Genomic DNA, 17,317 nt, shown 5'->3' with positions numbered 1-17,317 from the left:
GGGATGTCAATGGGGCAAAAGGGCCGAATATCCGGGCTGCTCGTAGGTGCCGTCTCTCTCGCGCTGGGCCTCAGTGGCTGCGGTGCGTCCTACGACACCACCTCGCCGCGCAGTGCCCGGGAGCACGCGGCGGCGGACGCCGGGCATTCGACACCGGCCGCGTCCAAGCCGAACGTGCTGAAGGAGGGAGACAAGAGCGGCAAGGGCAACAAGGGCGATAACAGCGACAACGGCGATGACACCGGCTCCGTCGACTGCGCCATCGCCAAATGCGTCGCCCTCACCTTCGACGCGGGCCCCAGCGGGAACACCCCCCGGCTGCTGAAGATCCTCAAGCGTGAGCACGTCCACGCGACCTTCTTCATGCTGGGCAAGAACCACATCGTGAAACACCCCGACCTGGTGCGCCGTATCGCGGACGAGGGCCATGAGCTGGCCAATCACACCTGGTCGCACAAGATCCTGACCAAGACCGACTCCGACGAGGTCCGCTCGGAGATCACCCGTGTCCAGGACGCCGTCGCCAGGCTCACCGGCCGTACCCCGCTGCTGATGCGGCCGCCGCAGGGGCGTACGGACGAGCGGGTCTCCAAGATCTGCCGGGAGCTGGGCGTGGCGCAGGTGCTGTGGAGCGTCACGGCGAAGGACTACCAGACGACCGACTCCGCGCTGATCGAGAAGCGGGTGCCGGACCAGACGAAGCGCGATGGCGTCATCCTGCTGCACGACATCTACAAGGGCACGGTCCCGGCGGTGCCCGGGATCCTCGCGAAGCTGAAGAAGGACGGCTACACGGTGGTGACGGTCTCCCAGCTGATGGCCCCTGCCACTCCGGAGCCGGGCAAGGTCTATCGCCCATAAGACAACAGACCGGCAGGATCTTTGTCGTAACCGAACATCCTCGGCCACAAAATGATCAAGAGTTGTCGCAAGCTATCGCGAGCCGATCGAGATTTCGTAATCTAAGAATCCTCGGGAGCGCGGCAACCTACTCTGGACTGGCGGCAACTACGACATGGATCGGGCCGGTCCGGATCCCCCGGCCCGTTCTCTCGACGCGGAACAGGGGAGTTGCCATGAGGCTGAGACGCAAGCGGGGCCGCCACCGCAGGCGCAAGGATCGTACGCTGCCGCTGGGCAGCGCCGTGATCGTGGCGTCGGCCGTGGCCGGGGTGTATCTGACGGCTTCGCCGGACGGCGCGAGCGCCGTGCCCACCACCCTGTACGTGGCCACCAACGGCAGTGACGGCAACACCGGCACGTTCAAGTCCCCCTACCGGAGCGTCGAGAAGGCGTTCTCGTCCGCCAAGGCGGGCACCACCATCGAGGTGCGCGGCGGTACGTACTACCCCGCCAGGACGCTGCGCAGCTCCGTCAGCGGCACCCCCCGCGAGCGCGTCCAACTGCGGTCCCACGGGGCCGAGAAGGTCCGGTTCGACGGGTCCAGACTGGGCGAGGGCTCCTCCCTGGTCTCCCTCTCGACCGACTACTGGACGGTCTCCGGGATCGAACTGCGCAACGCCCCGGGCGGCGGCCTGGTCTGCACCTCCTGTACGAGAAACGTCTTCCAGAACCTCAGCACCCACGGCAACGGCGACACCGGGCTCACCCTCCGCGGCGACCGCACCAACGACAACGTCATCCGCAACCTGGACTCCTACGCCAACCACGACGACGCCACCGGCGGCCGGCGAGCCGACGGCATAGCCCTCACCCATGGCTCCGGCACCGGCAATGTGGTCACCGGATCCCGGCTGTTCAACAACAGCGACGACGGCCTCGACCTGTGGATGTGGGCGAGCCCCGTCACCATCGAGCACTCCTGGGCCTTCGGAAACGGCCGCAACCGCTGGCACATCCCCTACTTCAAGGGCAACGGCAGCGGCTTCCAGCTCGGCGCCAACCGCGATGGCGCCCCCTCGCCCGCCCATGTCGTACGGTCCTCCGCCGCCTGGTCCAACACCAAAAGCGGTTTCGACGCGGGCGGCAACACCGGAGCCCTCCGGCTCCAGCGCACCACCGCCTTCGACAACTGGGGCAAGGGCTACTCCCTCGTCGGCTCCCACGCCCGCCTCAACCGCAACCTCGCGCTCTCCAACGGGCGCGGCAGCGCCGACACCGGGCCCCTCGCCGTCTCCCGGGACAACAACTGGGCGCCGGGCCGCCGGGCCACCCCGCCGCTGGTCACCACCGACCCCACCACGGCCTCCAACCCCCGGCGGGAGGACGGCTCACTGCCGCTCACCGGCTTCCTCGTGGTCATGGACCGCACGGAGATGGGCTCGCCGATGAACTGACGGCGGCCCGGCCGTGCGGTGCGCCGCGCGGCCGCCGATCCCGTAACAAGAACAAAACCTGAATCGCGCTCAGGGCGGGCACAATCCCTTGATCCGGCATGCCGCCGATCCGCACGCCGTCCCCGAGGAGCGCGACCATGGCGAGACAGATCACGGACAAGGCACCGGCCCCACCGGGGCCCGGACTCCGCCCGCTCGACCGGTACTTCCGGATATCCGAGCGCGGCTCCACCCTCGGCCGGGAGGTCCGGGGCGGATTCGCCACCTTCTTCACGATGGCGTACATCCTCGTGCTGAACCCGATCATCCTGGGCGGGGCGAAGGACAAGTTCGGCGAGCAGCTCTCGGGCACTCAACTCGCCACCGCCACCGCCCTGGTGGCCGCCGTGATGACCGTCCTCATGGGCATCGGCGGCAACCTTCCGCTCGCCCTCGCCGCGGGGCTCGGGCTCAACGCCGTCGTCGCCTTCCAGATCGCCCCGCAGATGAGCTGGGCCGATGCCATGGGCCTGGTGGTCCTGGAGGGCCTGATCATCTGCGCGCTGGTGGCGACCGGGCTGCGCGAGGCGGTGATGCACGCCATCCCGCAGCCGCTGAAACAGGCGATCAGCGTGGGCATCGGGCTGTTCATCGCCTTCATCGGCTTCATCGACGCCGGGTTCGTCTCCCGGATACCGGGCCCCACCGGCTCCACGCCCGTACAGCTCGGCTCGGACGGCCGGCTCACCGGCTGGCCCGTGCTGGTCTTCTGTGTGGGGGTGCTGCTGACCGTCGCGCTGATGGCGCGCAAGGCCAAGGGCGCCCTGCTGATCAGCATCGTCGTCTCGACCGTGCTCGCGATCGTCATCAACGAGATCGCCGACATCCGGCCGGAGGCATGGGGGCTGACCGTGCCCACCCTCCCCGACAGCGTCGTCGACACCCCGGACTTCGGGCTGCTCGGCCACTTCAGCCTCTTCGGGGCGTTCCAGCAGGTCGGCGTGGTCACCATCGTCCTGCTGATCTTCACGCTCATCCTGTCCGACTTCTTCGACACCATGGGCACGGTCGTCGGCGTGAGCAATGAGGCCGGACTGCTCGACGCCGAGGGCAGGGTGCCGGGCCTGGGGCGGGTGCTGCTCATCGACGGTGCGGCGGCCGCCTTCGGCGGTGCCGCGTCCGCCTCGTCCAACACCAGCTACATCGAGTCGGCGGCCGGGGTCGGCGAGGGCGCGCGCACCGGCTTCGCCAGCGTGGTCACCGGAGCGCTGTTCGGGCTTGCGCTCTTCCTCACCCCGCTGGCCACCGTGGTGCCCGCCCAGGCCGCCGCCCCGGCGCTGATCGCCGTCGGTTTCCTGCTGATGAGCCAGGTGCGGTCCATCGACTGGGAGCGGCTCGACATCGCCGTCCCGGCGTTCCTCACCATCGCCCTGATGCCGTTCAGCTACTCCATTTCCAACGGGATCGGCGCCGGGTTCATCTCTTATGTGGTGATCAAGGCGGTGCTCGGCAAGGCGCGGGAGGTGCACTGGCTGCTGTGGGGGACGGCCGCGCTGTTCGTCGTCTACTTCGCGATCGACCCCCTCGAGCGGCTGCTCACCTGAGCCGCCTCGGCGCCGCCGAGCCGCCCCGCCCCGTCAGCTGTGGCCCATGATGGGGCGCGGGCGGTAGGGGGCCTCCAGGCGGGTCACTTCCTTCTCCTCGAGCGTCAGCCCGACCGCCGCGACCGCGTCCTCCAGATGGCCGATCTTCGTGGCCCCGACGATCGGCGCGGTGACCGCGGACCTGCCCAGCAGCCACGCCAGCGCGACCTGGGCGGGGGAGACCCCGCGCTCCTCGGCGATCGCGCGGGTGGCGTCCACTATGGAGAACTCCGCGTCCGCGTACCACTTCTCCACCAGCGGATCGCTGCCCGCCCGGACCGTGGGCCCGGTGCGGTCCCGGTCGCGGGTGCCCGCCAGCAGCCCGCGCGCCAGCGGGCTCCAGGGGATGACGCCCACGCCCTGGTCCAGGCAGAGCGGGTTCATCTCCCGCTCCTCCTCCCGGTAGAGCAGGTTGTAGTGGTTCTGCATGGCGGCGAACCGGGTCCAGCCGTGTGCCTCGGCCGTGTGCTGGGCCTTGGCGAACTGCCAGGCGTACATGGAGGACGCGCCTATATAGCGGGCCTTTCCGGCCCGCACCACATCGTGCAGCGCCTCCATCGTCTCCTCGATCGGTGTCTCGTGGTCGAAGCGGTGGATCTGGTAGAGGTCCACATGGTCGGTGCCCAGCCGCCGCAGCGAGGCGTCGATGCCCGCCATGATGTGCTTACGGGACAGCCCGCGGTCGTTGGGGCCCTCTCCCATCGGGTTGTAGACCTTGGTGGCGAGGACATAGTCGTCGCGGCTGGGGAAGAGTTCCCGCAGCAGCTCGCCGGTGATCTCCTCGCTCCGGCCCAGCGAGTACATGTCGGCGGTGTCGAAGAAGGTCACCCCCGCCTCGGCCGCCCGCCGCACGATCGGCCGCGCGTCGTCGATGTCCAGCTGCCAGGGCCGGTGCTCGGGGCTGCCGTAGCTCATCATGCCCAGGCAGATCCGCGACACCTTGATGCCCGACGCGCCCAGCCGTACGTACTCCATGCGTCTGCTCCTCCTGCCCTGCCGCCCGTTCGGCGGACCCGCGTCACAGCAGACCACCCCGGCCGCGGGATGTCAGCCCGGTGTGACGAAACCGCTCTCATACGCGGCGATCACCGCCTGGGTGCGGTCCCGCACCCCCAACTTGGTGAGCACCGCCCCCACATGGGTCTTGACCGTGGCCGGTCCCACCGCCATCCGGGCCGCGATCTCGGAGTTGGACAGCCCGTCGGTCATCAGCCGCAGCACCACCGCCTCCCGCTCGGAGAGCCGGTCGCGCAGCGCCCGCGCCGACGCCTCGCGGTCCGGGCCGCGGGCGGCGGCGTGCTCGGCGGCCAGCGCCCGCACCGCGGCCGGGAACAGCAGCGAATCGCTGCGCGCCACCAGCCGCACCGCCTGCACCAGCTCCGCCGCACGGGCCCGCTTGAGCAGAAAGCCGCTGGCCCCGGCGCGCAGCGCGTCGTACACATAGCTGTCGTTCTCGAACGTCGTCACCACGATGACGCGCGGCGGATCCGGCAAGGTGCCCAGGATCCGCTCGGTGGCGCGGATGCCGTCGACATCGGGCATCCGGACATCCATCAGCACGACGTCCGGGCGCAGTTCACGGACCACCGGCACGGCCTCGGCGCCGCTCCCGGCCTCGCCCACCACTTCGAGGTCCGGTTCGCTGGAGAGGATCGCGCGCAGCGCGGTGCGCACCATCCGCTCGTCGTCCACGAGCACGATGCGCAGGGGGGACGGCGGAGTGTTCACCGGGCCGCCTCCAGGGGGAGCCGGACCGTCAGCCGCCAGACGCCGTCCACGGTGTCCCACGCACAGGTGCCGCGCAGCAGGGTGACCCGCTCGGCGATACCGCGCAGCCCGCGCCCGCCGCCGGTGGGCCGTGCCCGGGTGGTTCCGTCCACCGGGTTCTCCATCGTGATCTCCACCTTCTTGCGGTCCTCGGCGATCCGGAGCCGCACCGGCACCCGGCCCGCGTGGCGCAGTGCGTTGCTGAGCCCCTCCTGGACGATGCGGTACGCCTCGCGGGAGACGACGGGCGGCAGCCGGTCCAGCGTGCCCGGGGCCGTCAGCTCGACGGCGACGCCCGCGGCCCGGGTGCGGGTGAGCAGCCCGTCCAGATCCATGAGGGTGGGGGAGGGGGCGGGGGCCGGTCCGTCCTCCCCTTCCCGTAACAGGCCCAGCACGCTGTCGAGTTCGCCGACCGCCTCCCGGGTGGTCTCCTCGATGGCCGCCAGCGCCTCCCGGGCGAAGTCCGGATCGGTGTCGAGGACCTTACGGGCCGCGCCCGCCTGGAGGGTCACCGCGCTCAGCGCATGGCCGACCGAGTCGTGCAGCTCACGGGCGAGCCGGTTGCGGGAGGCGAGCCGGGCGGCCCGCTCCTCGGCGGCGGCGAGCCGATCGGCGGGGGCCGGGCCGAGCAGTGCGGGCGCACAGCGGGCCAGCAGCGCCCCGGCGGCCGCCGCGATCCCCATGATCAGGGCCAGCAGCCCCACCCCGGCCAGGGGCGCCAGCTCGGCGGGGGCCCCGGCGAAGGCGTGCGGCCATCCCAGCCCGTCGGTGTACGAGTCGTCGGTGAACGGCAGGGCGACCAGCAGCGCCGAGGCGGGCAGCAGGGCCAGGATGAGCCCGCTGACCAGCCCGCCGATGGCCAGGTGCAGTCCGTACCAGAGCGCGGTGCGGGCGCGTGCGTCCCATGACCCGGCGGGCCCGGCCGCGAGTTCCACGGACTCCGGCAGCCCGCACAGCGACCGCGCGGCGGTGGCCTCCAGGGGGCGTACGAGCGGCAGGAGCGCGGTCGGCGCGGCCAGTGGCAGGGCCGAGGCGAAGGTGACCAGCTGCCACCGCAGCGAGGTGAACGGATCGGCGCCCCGGACGAGCATCGCGAGGACGACTGCGGTCAGCAGGTAGTACGGCATCAGCAGGGCGCCGCCGAGCACCAGATGGACCCAGCGCAGCTGGGCCCGGCGGCCGATCACCGCACCGACCGCCCGCCGCCACCCCGCCCCGGTCACGGGGCCCGGCGCTCGGCCGCGCGCCCGGCACCGGCGGAGCCGCGTTCGCGGAGGAAGCGCCCGCCGGCCGCGAGGACGAGCAGTCCGACGGTCATCTGCACAGCGTAGGTCAGATTCATCAGCGCGGTCGGCTCCTTGGCGGCGTTCCCGGCGGTCAGCCCGGCCAGCAGAAGCCAGCCGCCCCAGCAGGCGAGCGCCGCGGAGCCGACCCAGGCGAGGCCGAGCGGCAGGGCGAGGCGCAGCGGGCGCCCGGCGCGGAAGGCGATCATGAGCACGCCGACGGCGGTAACCAGCGCGAACAGCACGTACACGCCCTCCAGGACGGCGAAGTCGCTGGTGCGGTCCTGGGCCCGGTACCGGTTCAGCCCGGTGGCCGACCCCGTGGCCCACAGCAGATGGACGGCGGCGGGCACCGCGGTGAGCAGGGCGATGACGACGGCGGCCGGGCGCCGGAGGGCGCGGTCCGGCGCGCGGGCGGGCAGATCGGCGATCCGGCCGCGCCACAGATGGCCCCAGCGGCGGCGGGCGTACAGCACGAACAGGCCCCCCAGGGCCAGACCCTGCACGATGAACCCGCCGTAGACCATCCCGAAGACCCACTCGGCCAGGAACGTCCCGCCCGTTCCTGAGGACTGCCCTGGGTCCCCGGTCCCGTCGCCGCCGAAGCCCAGCGCCCTGGCCGCCAACTGGGCGGGGAATCCGGCCATGATGGGCGCGAGCAGACCGCAGGCCACCCAGGCGGGCAGGGCCGTCAGCCAGGCCGGCGCCCGCAGCCCCCAGGGGCGGGTGAGCAGCAGGGCGAGGACGACCACGGCGCCGTCCATGAGCACCGACAGGCCGTTGACGACGACCATCAGCGTCTGCCGGCCGGGCTCGCGCAGCTCACTGCCCTCGGGGATGCCGAGATGACTGCCGGTCATCCAGGCGGCCTTGAGGCCGATGTAGGGGAGACAGGCGAGGATCGCGACGGCCCGCAGGATCCGCGCCGTCAGGTCACCGGGCAGGCGGGCGGGTGCGGAGCGCGTCCGGGGGCCGGGGAGGGTGTGGGTCATGGTCACCAGCCTCCCGGCGCGGCGGGCGCGGCGCCTCACCCCGCCCGACGATCCCCCTCCGCCGCATGGCGGAGGCGGCCGTCCTCCCGTGGGTCAGAGGCGGCGCGTCGCGAGGGTGAGCCGGTCCCGGGCGTCGAACAGGGCGTCCTTGATCATCTGCTCATGGGCGGGGGTGAGCCGGGCCACCGGCACCGAGCAGCTGATGGCGTCGCGCGAGGGGGTGCGGTACGGGATGGCGATGCCGAAGCAGCGCAGGCCCAGAGTGTTCTCCTCGCGGTCCACCGCGTACCCCTGCTCCCGGACGAGGTGCAACTCCTCGATCAGCTTCTCGCGGTCGGTGATGGTGTGCTCGGTGAGCTGGCTCAGCGTCTCCGGCAGCAGCTTGCGCACCTGCTCGTCGGAGTACGTGGCCAGCAGCGCCTTGCCCAGTGAGGTGGAGTGGGCGGGCAGCCGGCGGCCGACGCGGGTGAAGGGGCGCAGATAGTGCTGCGACTGCCGGGTGGCGAGATAGACGATATTGGTGCCGTCGAGCCGGGCGAGGTGGATGGTCTCGGTGGTGTCGTCCGAGAGCCGGTCCAGGGTGGGGCGGGCGGCGGCCACGACCTCGTCGCCGTCGATGTAGGAGGTGCCGACGAGCAGGGCGCGCACCCCGATGCCGTAGCGGGTGCCGGTGGCATCGGTCTCCACCCAGCCGAGCTCCACCAGGGTGCGCAGCAGCATGTAGAGGCTCGACTTGGGATAGCCCACGGCCTCCTGCACCGCGGCGAGGCTGTGCATACCGGGCCGCCCGGCGAAGAACTCCAGCAGTTCGACGGTGCGGACCGCCGACTTGACCTGGGCCCCACCCGTCTCGGCAGCTGACATCGCCTTGACCCCTCTGTTCGACCAGCCATAGAGTCCCAGGGGGAAATTCATCACCCGGGACAGCGTTCAGCATATCGAACACCGTCGATGTGTGAGACGCAAGCAGCGGTAACACCACAGCAGGAGGAATCCGCGGTGTCAGCACCAGTGTGGAGCGTCGACCCCCGAACCGGAAAGCAGCGCGAGCAGGTAGCGGTCGAAGCCACGGCGGAGGAGGTCGACCGCGTGGTGCGCGCGGCCCACGCCGCCCGCGGTTCCCTGGCCGACCGCGTGGTGCGCGCCGCACTGCTGCGCACCGCCGCCGACCTGCTCGACGAGGCCCGTGACCAGCTGGTCGAGGCCGCCGACGCGGAGACCGCGCTGGGCCCCGCCCGGCTCACCGGCGAACTTGCCCGCACCACCTATCAGCTGCGGTCCTTCGCGACCATCGTGGACGAGGGCGGCTTCCTCGACGTCCGCATCGACCACGCCGACGCCACCCAGACCCCGCCCTGGCCCGATCTGCGCCGCTACAAGCTGCCGCTCGGCGTCGTCGCCGTCTACGCCGCCAGCAACTTCCCGCTCGCCTTCTCCGTGCCCGGCGGCGACACCGCGAGCGCCCTCGCCGCGGGCTGCCCCGTCATCGTCAAGGCCCACCCCGACCACCCCGCCACCTCCGAGGTGGCCGCCTCCGCGCTGCGCCGCGCCGCCGAGCGGGTCGGGGTGCCCGCCGAGGTGATCGCGGTGGTGCACGGTTTCGACGCGGGCATCGAGCTGGTCGGGCATCCGCTGATCGCCGCCGCCGGTTTCACCGGATCGGTCCGCGGCGGCCGCGCCCTGCACGACGCGGCGGCCTCCCGGCCGGTGCCGATCCCCTTCCACGGCGAGCTCGGCAGCCTCAACCCGGTGGTGGTCACCGAGGCCGCGGCGGCCGAGCGCGGCGACCAGATCGGCGCGGGGCTCGCGGGCTCCATGACGCTGGGCGTCGGCCAGTTCTGCACCAAGCCCGGCTTCGTCCTGGCCCCGGCCGGCCCGGCGGGCGACGGCCTGGTGAAGTCCCTCACCGAGGCGGTCAGCAACACCGAGGCCGGAGTCCTGCTCGACCACCGGATGCGGGACAACTTCGTCGCCGGGGTCCAGGAGCGCGCCGAGCTGGCGGACGTGGAGGCCCCGGTCACCCCCGGCGCCGGCGGTGAGCACACGGTCAGCGCGGGCTTCCTGACCGTCCCGGCGGGGCGGCTGGCCGAAAGCGGCCCGCACGACGCGCTGCTGGAGGAGTGCTTCGGCCCGGTGACCGTCGTGGCGCGCTACGAGAGCGACGAGGAGATCAGCGCGGTGCTCGGCCGGCTCCCGGGCAACCTCACCGCCACCGTCCACCTCTCCGCCGCCGAGGCCGAGGGCACCGAGGGCCGGGCCGGTGAGCTGATCGCCGAGCTCACCCCGCTGGCCGGCCGGGTCCTGGTCAACGGCTGGCCGACCGGTGTCGCGGTCGCCCCCGCCCAGCACCACGGCGGGCCCTACCCGGCCACCACCTCCACCTCCACCTCGGTCGGCGGCACCGCCATCGAGCGCTGGCTGCGGCCGGTCGCCTACCAGGACACCCCGGCCGCCCTGCTGCCGCCGGAGCTGCGCGACGAGAACCCGCTGGAGCTGCCGCGGCGGATCAACGGCGTCCGGGAGCAGCGCGGCTGACGCCCGGAACGACGGCACGGCCGCCGGACCCGCGGACCTGACCCGCGTGTCCGGCGGCCGTTTCGGCATGCCCGCGGCCGTCGTAGGGCGCCCGGGGCCTGGCGCGGCCGGCCTGATGCGGCCGATCCGCGGGGTGTGTTCACCCGGGTGCCGTGCCACGTGGAGGAATCGCCGCAGGTCAGCGGGGATGCATAAGGATCGCTTGAAGGCATCCCACAAGAAATCGCGATGGACGCCGGGGTGAGCGCGTTCCATAGTGGTTGGACATGGAGAGCCTGGCGGGCGCCGAATTCGCGCCACACACGACGTATCTCACCACCGCGTCCAGCGGTCTGATCCCCGCACGCTCCGTAGCCGCCGTGCAGGCGGTCCTCGACGGCTCGGCCGCCGGACAGCCCATCGTCGACGTGGCCTTCGAGGCGGTCGAGGCGGCCCGCGCCGCCTACGCCCGGCTGGTCGGCGTACCGGCCCGGCGGGTCGCGGCGGGCAGCTCCGTCGCCGTGTACGCGGGGATGATCGCCACCTCGCTGCCGCCCGGCGCCGAAGTCCTGGTGGCCGAGGGCGACTTCAGCTCCCTGGTCAACCCCTTCGCCGTCCGCGGCGACCTCAAGCTGCGCATCGTCCCGCTGGAGGAGATCGCGGAGGCGGTACGGCCCGGTACGGCGCTGGTGGCCGTGAGCGCGGTCCAGTCGGCGGATGGGCGGATCGCCGATCTCGACGCCATCCGGGAGGCGGCCCGGACCCATGGGGCCCGCACCCTGGTGGACGTCAGCCAGGCGGCCGGCTGGTTCCCGGTGAACGCCGACGAGGCCGACTACACCGTCTGCGTGGCCTACAAGTGGCTGATGTGTCCGCGCGGTGCCGCCTTCCTGACCGTGCCGGAGGACCTCGGCGGACTCACCCCCGTCTTCGCGGGCTGGGTCGCGGGCGAGAAGCCCTGGGACAGCTGCTACGGCCCGGTGGAGGAACTCGCCCACTCCGCCCGCCGCTTCGACGAGAGCCCGAGCGTCTACTCCTACGTGGCGGCCCGGCACTCCCTGGCGCTGATCGAGGAGCTGGGTACCGAGGCCATCGCCGCCCATGACCGCGAGCTCGCCGACCGCTTCCGGGACGGGGTCATCGGACTCGGCCACCGGCCCATCGCCGCCCCCGGCTCGGCCATCGTCTCCGTGCCCGGCCTGGGCGACGCCGCGCCCCGGCTGGCGGAGGCGGAGGTCCATGTCTCGGCGCGGGCCGGTAACCTCCGCGCCTCCTTCCACCTCTACAACACCGCGGCCGATGTGGACCGGCTGCTGGAGAAGCTGTCCGGCTGAGGCGGCTCCCCGCGGCCAGAGCCTGACGGGCCAAACAGGCGGGTGGCGCAAAGGGACCGGGCAAAAATCTGAGGGAAGCCGGGGCACTCCGACTTCCCTCAGATCACGGACGTCACATCAGCGCACGGCGGTTGTCACCGTACGGGCGTGAAGTCCCTCGCACCGATGAAGTCCGGCCGGGGGACCGGCGCGGCGAACGGCTCGACCGCGGTGTTCTCCACGCTGTTGAACACGATGAACACATTGCTGCGGGAGAACGGCGTGATGTTGTCGCCGGACCCGTGCATGCAGTTGCAGTCGAACCAGACCGCCGAGCCGGGCTTGCCGGTGAACTGTCTGATGCCGTGCTTGTCGGCGAAGCCGCTGAGCGCCTCGTCGGACGGGGTGCCCGCGTCCTGCATCTGGAGCGACTTCTTGTAGTTGTCCTTCGGTGTCGCGCCCGCACAGCCCAGGAAGGTGCGGTGCGAGCCCGGCATGATCATCAAGCTGCCGTTGTGCGCGAAGTTCTCGGTGAGCGCGACCGAGACCGACACGGTCCGCATGTTCGGCAGCCCGTCCTCGGCGTGCCAGGTCTCGAAGTCCGAGTGCCAGTAGAAGCCCGAGGCGCCAAAGCCCGGCTTGACATTGATCCGGCTCTGGTGGACGTAGACGTCCGAGCCGAGGATGTGCCGAGCGCGGCCCACCACACGCGGGTCGCGCACCAGTTTGGCGAAGACCTCGCTGATCCGGTGCACCTCGAACACCGACCGTACGTCCTGCGACGTCGGCTCGATGATCGAGCGTTCGTCGGCGCGCACGTCCGGATCGGCGATCATCCGGTCCAATTCGGCGCGGTATTCCGCCACCTCATCCGGAGTGATCAGCTCATCGATCGCCAGGAAGCCGTCGCGATCGAAATCGCTCAGCTCGGACGGTTGCAGCGGCCCCGGGGCTCCGGGCTCGGACCACACCACGGGGTCCACGCGCGGAGTCGCCACCTCCACAGCCCCACGGGTCGGGTACAGGTCAGTGACCGCGGTCATCGGTTCATGCCTCCTCGGTCTCGGTGATCAGCGGGTATACGCCGTTCTCATCATGGTCCTCCCGTCCGGTGATCGGCGGGTTGAATACACAGACGCACCGGAAATCCGTTTTGGGGCGCATCGTGTGCTTCTCATGTCCGTCGAGCAGATACATGGTGCCGGGCGTGATCCAGTGCTTCTCACCGGTCTCGTCGTTGGTGAGCTCGGCCTCGCCCTCGACGCACAGCACCGCCTCGATGTGGTTGGCGTACCACATCGACGTCTCGGTGCCCGCGTAGAGGATGGTCTCGTGCAACGAGAAGCCGACGCCCTCCTTGGCGAGCACGATGCGCTTGCTCTCCCAGGTGCCGGACTTGGACCTCACATGCCTCTCGGTGTCCTCGATGTCCTTGAAGGATCGGACGATCACGGTGAGTTCTTGCCTTTCTCTTCTCTGCGGTGCGGGAGGATCATGCGGTCTCGCGGACCGCGCGGGCGAGGGTCCGCAGCCCCTCGTCCAGGTCATCGGGGGAGATCGTCAGCGCGGGCAGCAGCTTGACGACCTCGCTCTCGGGGCCGGACGTCTCCAGCAGCAGCCCCAGCTCGAAGGCGCGCCGGCAGACCGCGGTGGCGCGCGGCTTGTCGTCGAACTCCAGCCCCCACACCAGGCCGCGGCCGCGGAACCGGGTGCCGGACTGCTCCTCGCAGATGGCGCGCAGGGCCTGCTCGACCTGCTCGCCGCGGGCCAGGGTCTGCTTCTCCATCTGGCCGTCGGCCCAGTAGGTGTCCAGGGTCGCGGCGGCGGTCACGAACGCGGGGTTGTTGCCGCGGAAGGTGCCGTTGTGCTCGCCGGGCTCCCAGATGTCCAGCTCGGGCTTGAAGAGGGCGAGTGACATCGGCATGCCGTAGCCGCTGATGGACTTGGAGACGGTCACGATGTCCGGGGTGATGCCCGCCTCCTCGAAGGAGAAGAAGGCGCCCGTGCGGCCGCAGCCCATCTGGATGTCGTCGACGATCAGCAGCATGTCCTGGCGCTCGCACAGCTCGGCCAGGGCGCGCAGCCACTCGGGCCGCGCCACGTTGATGCCGCCCTCGCCCTGTACGGTCTCGACGATCACGGCGGCGGGCTGGTTGAGACCGGAGCCCTGGTCCTCCAGCAGCCGCTCGAACCACAGGAAGTCCGGGACCGTGCCGTCGAAGTAGTTGTCGAACGGCATCGGGGTGCCGTGGACCAGCGGGATGCCCGCACCGGCGCGCTTGAAGGCGTTGCCGGTCACGGCCAGTGAGCCCAGCGACATGCCGTGGAAGGCGTTGGTGAAGGAGACGATGGCCTCGCGGCCCTTGACCTTACGGGCCAGCTTCAGGGCGGCCTCGACGGCGTTGGTGCCGGTCGGGCCCGGGAACATGACCTTGTAGGGCAGATCGCGCGGGCGCAGGATGTGGTTCTGGAACGATTCGAGGAACGCGCGCTTGGCCGTGGTGGACATGTCCAGGCCGTGCGTGACGCCGTCACGCTCGATGTAGTCGATCAGCGCCCGTTTCAGCACCGGGTTGTTGTGGCCGTAGTTGAGCGACCCGGCTCCGGCGAAGAAGTCGAGGTACGTGTGGCCGTCCTCGTCGTACATGTGGCTGCCCTGCGCGCGGTCGAAGACGGCGGGCCAGCCACGGCAGTAGCTGCGCACCTCCGACTCCAGGGCCTCGAAGACGCTCAGGGCGGGCGGGGTGATGGTCACAGCGTTCTCCTGGGAGAGGGGTGTGAGGGGGGTGAGGGTTCGAGGGGGATCGAGGTGGGGGTCAGGTCCGGTCGGGGCTCGGTCCGAGGGAGCCGAGCGGACCGATGCGGTAGAGCACCTCGGGCTCGTGCGCACCGTCGGGGAACAGTCCGCCGTGGAAGAGCACCTCACGCTCGACCGGCGCTTGATGCCGCTCGGCGAACGAGGTGAACAGCCGGTTCGAGGCGGTGTTGTCCGGGGTGATCGTCGTCTCGATGCCGCGGACGCCCGTCGCGGCGACCCGCTTGACCAGCCCGTCCAGCAGGGTGGCGGCCAGTCCGCGGCCACGCCGGGCGTGGTCGACGGCGACCTGCCAGACGACCAGGGTCTCGGGGCGCTCGGGGCGGACGTAGCCGGTGATGAAGCCGACCGGTCCGCCGTCGGCGTCGCGCGCCACCACGGATGTGGCGGCGAAGTCGCGGCACCACAGGAGGTAGCTGTAGGAGGAGTTGAGGTCCAGGGCTTTGGAGTCGCGTGCGATTCGCCAGATCGCGGCTCCGTCCTCGACGCGCGGGGTGTCGAGGGTCAGGTCCTCCGGCAAATCCAATTCGCTACGGACAAGGTCTGCTTGTGCGGCGGTCATGCAAATTCAATTTACCCAGCAGAATCGGAAAATGCATCGCGGTGGGGGGTTACGCGAAAGGGGGTGGTCGTGTTATCACGCGGGAGCGCGCGTGCGCGCGGCCGCACGCCGAAAGAGGCTGATTTGTGGGGGAGATACCGGGGCAAAGTGAATCTCATGTGTGGTCCGTCACATGTGCGTAATCGCCCGGTGACCGTCTTGAATTACGGGATCAGGATCCCGTGAAAAAATTTTGTGTTTAGGAATCACAAAAGCGGGCAGACGAATGTGGAAGCAGTAGCGGAAAAACGCGGAGAATTTCTGGCCAAGCTGCCATGAATTCAATCTCCCACGGTGAACCGGGGGAAGTCGCCCCGCACCGCGAAGGCCCCGGAGTCACCGTTGCCCGAGGCCGAGTAGGCGTCCCGGCCGTTGTCCCGCTCGCCCTCGGCGTGGTTGTACTGCCCCGCGAAGACGAACCGGCCCGCGGGTACGGTCGCACCCTTCCGGAGCGTCCAGCGGTAGACCAGCGCACCGTCCTCGATATGCGTGGCGGCGGTCATATCGGAGGTCGGCAGCGAGCTCCAGGAGCCGGTGGACCGCACACCCCCGGTCTCCGCGACCCGCAGCTCCACCGTCAGCGAGGTCAGCGGCCTGCCGATGGTGAGCGTGATGTCACTCTGCGCCCAGTAAGGGTTGGAATGGGCGTTGATGGCGCCCTTGGACCGTACGGTCGGCTCGGCGAGGTGGTTTGGACCGGCCGCGGTGGGATAGGCGCTCGGCGTGTGCCGCTCAGCTTCGCTCTGCGACCCGGTGCCCGGCTCCTCCCCGGGCCGTGTGTCCGTGCCCGCGCCCGCAGGGGGCACGGCGGGTTCGCTCGAGGTGCGCACCGTCTGCGGCCGCTCGGCACCGTCCGTGGCCAGCACCACGAGGCCCGTCGCGGCGACCGCCGCCGCCAGCCCGGCGACCGGGCCCACCATCCGGGGCCGGCGCGGGCCCATCCGCGGGTCCCGGCTCCGGCGTCGGTCATCGGCCGCCATGCCCGCCGTGACCCTCGCCAGCATCCTGCTCCGGTCCGGTTCATGGGAGGCGGCGGCCGCACGCAGCTCGGCGACGACATCGCGGCCCTCGGCGCGCTCGCGATGCTCGATCATCAACTGCCCCCTCCTGCGTGCCCGGCGTGGCCCATATGACCCGAGTGACGAGCGGGGCCCGCGGGACCTGTGCCCGTGGGACCTGTGTTCCCGGAGCGGAGCGTCCGTACCGTCCGCCCCGCGTCCGTCGCCCCGGGCAGCTCGCCCTCGCCGTCCGGAGGGCCGAGCAGCCGCTCCAGCTCGGCGATTCCGCGGGAGGTCTGACTCTTGACCGTGCCCACCGAAATGCCCAGCGTACGGGCCGTCTCCCGCTCGGAGAGGTCGAACGCGTGCCGCAGCACCACACACGCCCGCTTGCGGAACGGCAGCCGGACCAGCGCGGCCTGCACATCCACCACGGCGGACACATCCGGGTCGTCCACATGGTCGGAGCGCTGCGAGGAGAAGAGCGCCACCCGCCGCCGCTCGCGCACCAGGCTGCGGATCCGGGAGCGGGCCAGATTGGCGACCACGCCCCGGGCGTACGCGGCCGGATGGTCGGCGGCCCGCACCCGGTCCCACTGGTGCCAGACCGCCACCAGCGCGTCGGCCGCCAGGTCGTCCGCCCCGTCGGAGCTGCCGAGCAGCAGATGGGCGAGGCGGGCCAGCTCGGCGTGGTGCCGCTCGAAGAAGTCCCGGAACTCGGCTTGTGGGTCGGGTGGATCGGGGTGGGAGGCGGCGGTCTGTAAGTCGGCGTGCGGGGCGGCCGGTGGGTCGGGGTGCCCAGTGGCCGGTGAGCCGGCCGGTAAGTCGGGGTGGGCGTCGGCCGATAAGTCGTCGGGGCCCTCCGGCGCGTCGGGCGCCTCCGGTGCTGCGGCCCGTGGTGGGTCCGTCGTGCGCGTCGTGTCCATCGGTACGGCTCGCGCGGTGCTCGCGGCGGCCGCGTCATCGGTCGGAGCGCTCACGAGGACCTCCTCACTGCCGCTCGTCCGGCGGGTTGCGTGAGCGTAGCAGCGCTGCGCAAGTTGTTCGAGTGGCGCCGTTCCGGCTCCTGGGAATTGGCCGGTCAACGCCCTGCCCCGGTCTCGTACAGTGCGTTG

General features: G+C 71.1%; 16 protein-coding genes. 5 read left to right on the top strand and 11 right to left on the bottom strand.

Annotation, left to right across the window (positions count from 1 at the left end; genetic code table 11):
* Window positions 1-9: 9 nt before the first annotated feature.
* The 3 genes from NQU54_RS21280 to NQU54_RS21270 all read left to right on the top strand — a co-directional run bounded on the left by NQU54_RS21280 (window position 10) and on the right by NQU54_RS21270 (window position 3,880).
* Window positions 10-861 carry a polysaccharide deacetylase family protein gene (locus tag NQU54_RS21280; protein WP_257632458.1) on the top strand — a complete coding sequence of 284 codons (852 nt, stop codon included), beginning with the start codon at window positions 10-12 and terminating at the stop codon, window positions 859-861.
* A gap of 215 nt (window positions 862-1,076) precedes the next feature.
* Window positions 1,077-2,297, top strand: coding sequence for a right-handed parallel beta-helix repeat-containing protein (locus tag NQU54_RS21275; protein WP_257632432.1), 1,221 nt, complete (start codon window positions 1,077-1,079; stop codon window positions 2,295-2,297).
* Window positions 2,298-2,434: 137 nt separating this feature from the next.
* Window positions 2,435-3,880 (top strand): NCS2 family permease, encoded by a 1,446-nt coding sequence (locus NQU54_RS21270; RefSeq protein WP_079257187.1) that lies wholly within the window; start codon window positions 2,435-2,437, stop codon window positions 3,878-3,880.
* A gap of 33 nt (window positions 3,881-3,913) precedes the next feature.
* On the opposite strand, the gene NQU54_RS21265 is transcribed toward NQU54_RS21270, so the two are convergent.
* The 5 genes from NQU54_RS21265 to NQU54_RS21245 all read right to left on the bottom strand — a co-directional run bounded on the left by NQU54_RS21265 (window position 3,914) and on the right by NQU54_RS21245 (window position 8,825).
* Window positions 3,914-4,894 carry an aldo/keto reductase gene (locus NQU54_RS21265; RefSeq protein WP_257632431.1) on the bottom strand — a complete coding sequence of 327 codons (981 nt, stop codon included), beginning with the start codon at window positions 4,892-4,894 and terminating at the stop codon, window positions 3,914-3,916.
* Between the two features lie 72 nt (window positions 4,895-4,966).
* The gene (locus NQU54_RS21260) at window positions 4,967-5,647 is read right to left on the bottom strand and encodes a response regulator transcription factor (RefSeq protein ID WP_257632430.1); all 681 of its coding nucleotides are present in this window, start codon (window positions 5,645-5,647) and stop codon (window positions 4,967-4,969) included.
* Window positions 5,644-6,909, bottom strand: coding sequence for a sensor histidine kinase (locus tag NQU54_RS21255; protein ID WP_257632429.1), 1,266 nt, complete (start codon window positions 6,907-6,909; stop codon window positions 5,644-5,646). The genes NQU54_RS21260 and NQU54_RS21255 overlap by 4 nt, the downstream gene beginning before the upstream one ends.
* Complete coding sequence (locus tag NQU54_RS21250; protein WP_257632428.1) at window positions 6,906-7,961, bottom strand: hypothetical protein; 1,056 nt, start codon at window positions 7,959-7,961, stop codon at window positions 6,906-6,908. Before NQU54_RS21250 ends, NQU54_RS21255 begins: the two co-directional genes overlap by 4 nt.
* A 93-nt stretch (window positions 7,962-8,054) precedes the next feature.
* A complete protein-coding gene (locus NQU54_RS21245; protein WP_069869920.1) occupies window positions 8,055-8,825 on the bottom strand; it encodes an IclR family transcriptional regulator in 771 nt (256 codons plus the stop codon).
* Between the two features lie 135 nt (window positions 8,826-8,960).
* On the opposite strand from NQU54_RS21245, the gene NQU54_RS21240 reads away from it, so the two are divergent.
* Both NQU54_RS21240 and NQU54_RS21235 read left to right on the top strand, forming a co-directional pair.
* The gene (locus NQU54_RS21240) at window positions 8,961-10,496 is read left to right on the top strand and encodes an aldehyde dehydrogenase (NADP(+)) (protein ID WP_257632427.1); all 1,536 of its coding nucleotides are present in this window, start codon (window positions 8,961-8,963) and stop codon (window positions 10,494-10,496) included.
* A 266-nt stretch (window positions 10,497-10,762) separates the two neighbouring features.
* Window positions 10,763-11,809 carry an aminotransferase class V-fold PLP-dependent enzyme gene (locus NQU54_RS21235; protein WP_257632426.1) on the top strand — a complete coding sequence of 349 codons (1,047 nt, stop codon included), beginning with the start codon at window positions 10,763-10,765 and terminating at the stop codon, window positions 11,807-11,809.
* A gap of 134 nt (window positions 11,810-11,943) precedes the next feature.
* Here NQU54_RS21235 and thpD read toward each other — a convergent pair whose 3' ends face one another.
* The 6 genes from thpD to NQU54_RS21205 form a co-directional block, all read right to left on the bottom strand.
* A complete protein-coding gene (thpD, locus tag NQU54_RS21230) occupies window positions 11,944-12,831 on the bottom strand; it encodes an ectoine hydroxylase (RefSeq protein WP_079257182.1) in 888 nt (295 codons plus the stop codon).
* 4 nt (window positions 12,832-12,835) lie between these two features.
* On the bottom strand, window positions 12,836-13,240 hold the full coding sequence (locus tag NQU54_RS21225) for an ectoine synthase (protein ID WP_069869916.1): 405 nt from the start codon (window positions 13,238-13,240) through the stop codon (window positions 12,836-12,838).
* A 40-nt stretch (window positions 13,241-13,280) separates the two neighbouring features.
* Complete coding sequence (gene ectB / locus NQU54_RS21220) at window positions 13,281-14,543, bottom strand: diaminobutyrate--2-oxoglutarate transaminase (protein WP_257632425.1); 1,263 nt, start codon at window positions 14,541-14,543, stop codon at window positions 13,281-13,283.
* A 61-nt stretch (window positions 14,544-14,604) separates the two neighbouring features.
* On the bottom strand, window positions 14,605-15,165 hold the full coding sequence (ectA, locus tag NQU54_RS21215; protein WP_257632424.1) for a diaminobutyrate acetyltransferase: 561 nt from the start codon (window positions 15,163-15,165) through the stop codon (window positions 14,605-14,607).
* A gap of 320 nt (window positions 15,166-15,485) precedes the next feature.
* Window positions 15,486-16,298, bottom strand: coding sequence for a hypothetical protein (locus NQU54_RS21210; protein ID WP_257632423.1), 813 nt, complete (start codon window positions 16,296-16,298; stop codon window positions 15,486-15,488).
* Window positions 16,298-16,885 (bottom strand): SigE family RNA polymerase sigma factor, encoded by a 588-nt coding sequence (locus NQU54_RS21205; RefSeq protein ID WP_257632457.1) that lies wholly within the window; start codon window positions 16,883-16,885, stop codon window positions 16,298-16,300. The genes NQU54_RS21210 and NQU54_RS21205 overlap by 1 nt, the downstream gene beginning before the upstream one ends.
* Between the last annotated feature and the right edge of the window lie 432 nt (window positions 16,886-17,317).

This window comes from Streptomyces malaysiensis subsp. samsunensis, assembly GCF_024519315.1.
Taxonomy (GTDB): Bacteria; Actinomycetota; Actinomycetes; order Streptomycetales; family Streptomycetaceae; genus Streptomyces; species Streptomyces malaysiensis.
This window is presented reverse-complemented; position numbering and strand designations above follow the sequence as displayed.

Excerpts from the sequence above, each read along its gene's own strand:
- thpD (WP_079257182.1), bottom strand. The coding sequence starts at position 12,831 with ATGACCGCGGTCACTGACCTGTACCCGACCCGTGGGGCTGTGGAGGTG.
- NQU54_RS21245 (WP_069869920.1), bottom strand. The coding sequence starts at position 8,825 with ATGTCAGCTGCCGAGACGGGTGGGGCCCAGGTCAAGTCGGCGGTCCGC.
- NQU54_RS21265 (WP_257632431.1), bottom strand. The coding sequence starts at position 4,894 with ATGGAGTACGTACGGCTGGGCGCGTCGGGCATCAAGGTGTCGCGGATC.
- NQU54_RS21280 (WP_257632458.1), top strand. The coding sequence starts at position 10 with ATGGGGCAAAAGGGCCGAATATCCGGGCTGCTCGTAGGTGCCGTCTCT.
- NQU54_RS21250 (WP_257632428.1), bottom strand. The coding sequence starts at position 7,961 with ATGACCCACACCCTCCCCGGCCCCCGGACGCGCTCCGCACCCGCCCGC.
- NQU54_RS21235 (WP_257632426.1), top strand. The coding sequence starts at position 10,763 with ATGGAGAGCCTGGCGGGCGCCGAATTCGCGCCACACACGACGTATCTC.
- NQU54_RS21270 (WP_079257187.1), top strand. The coding sequence starts at position 2,435 with ATGGCGAGACAGATCACGGACAAGGCACCGGCCCCACCGGGGCCCGGA.
- ectA (WP_257632424.1), bottom strand. The coding sequence starts at position 15,165 with ATGACCGCCGCACAAGCAGACCTTGTCCGTAGCGAATTGGATTTGCCG.
- NQU54_RS21210 (WP_257632423.1), bottom strand. The coding sequence starts at position 16,298 with ATGATCGAGCATCGCGAGCGCGCCGAGGGCCGCGATGTCGTCGCCGAG.
- NQU54_RS21275 (WP_257632432.1), top strand. The coding sequence starts at position 1,077 with ATGAGGCTGAGACGCAAGCGGGGCCGCCACCGCAGGCGCAAGGATCGT.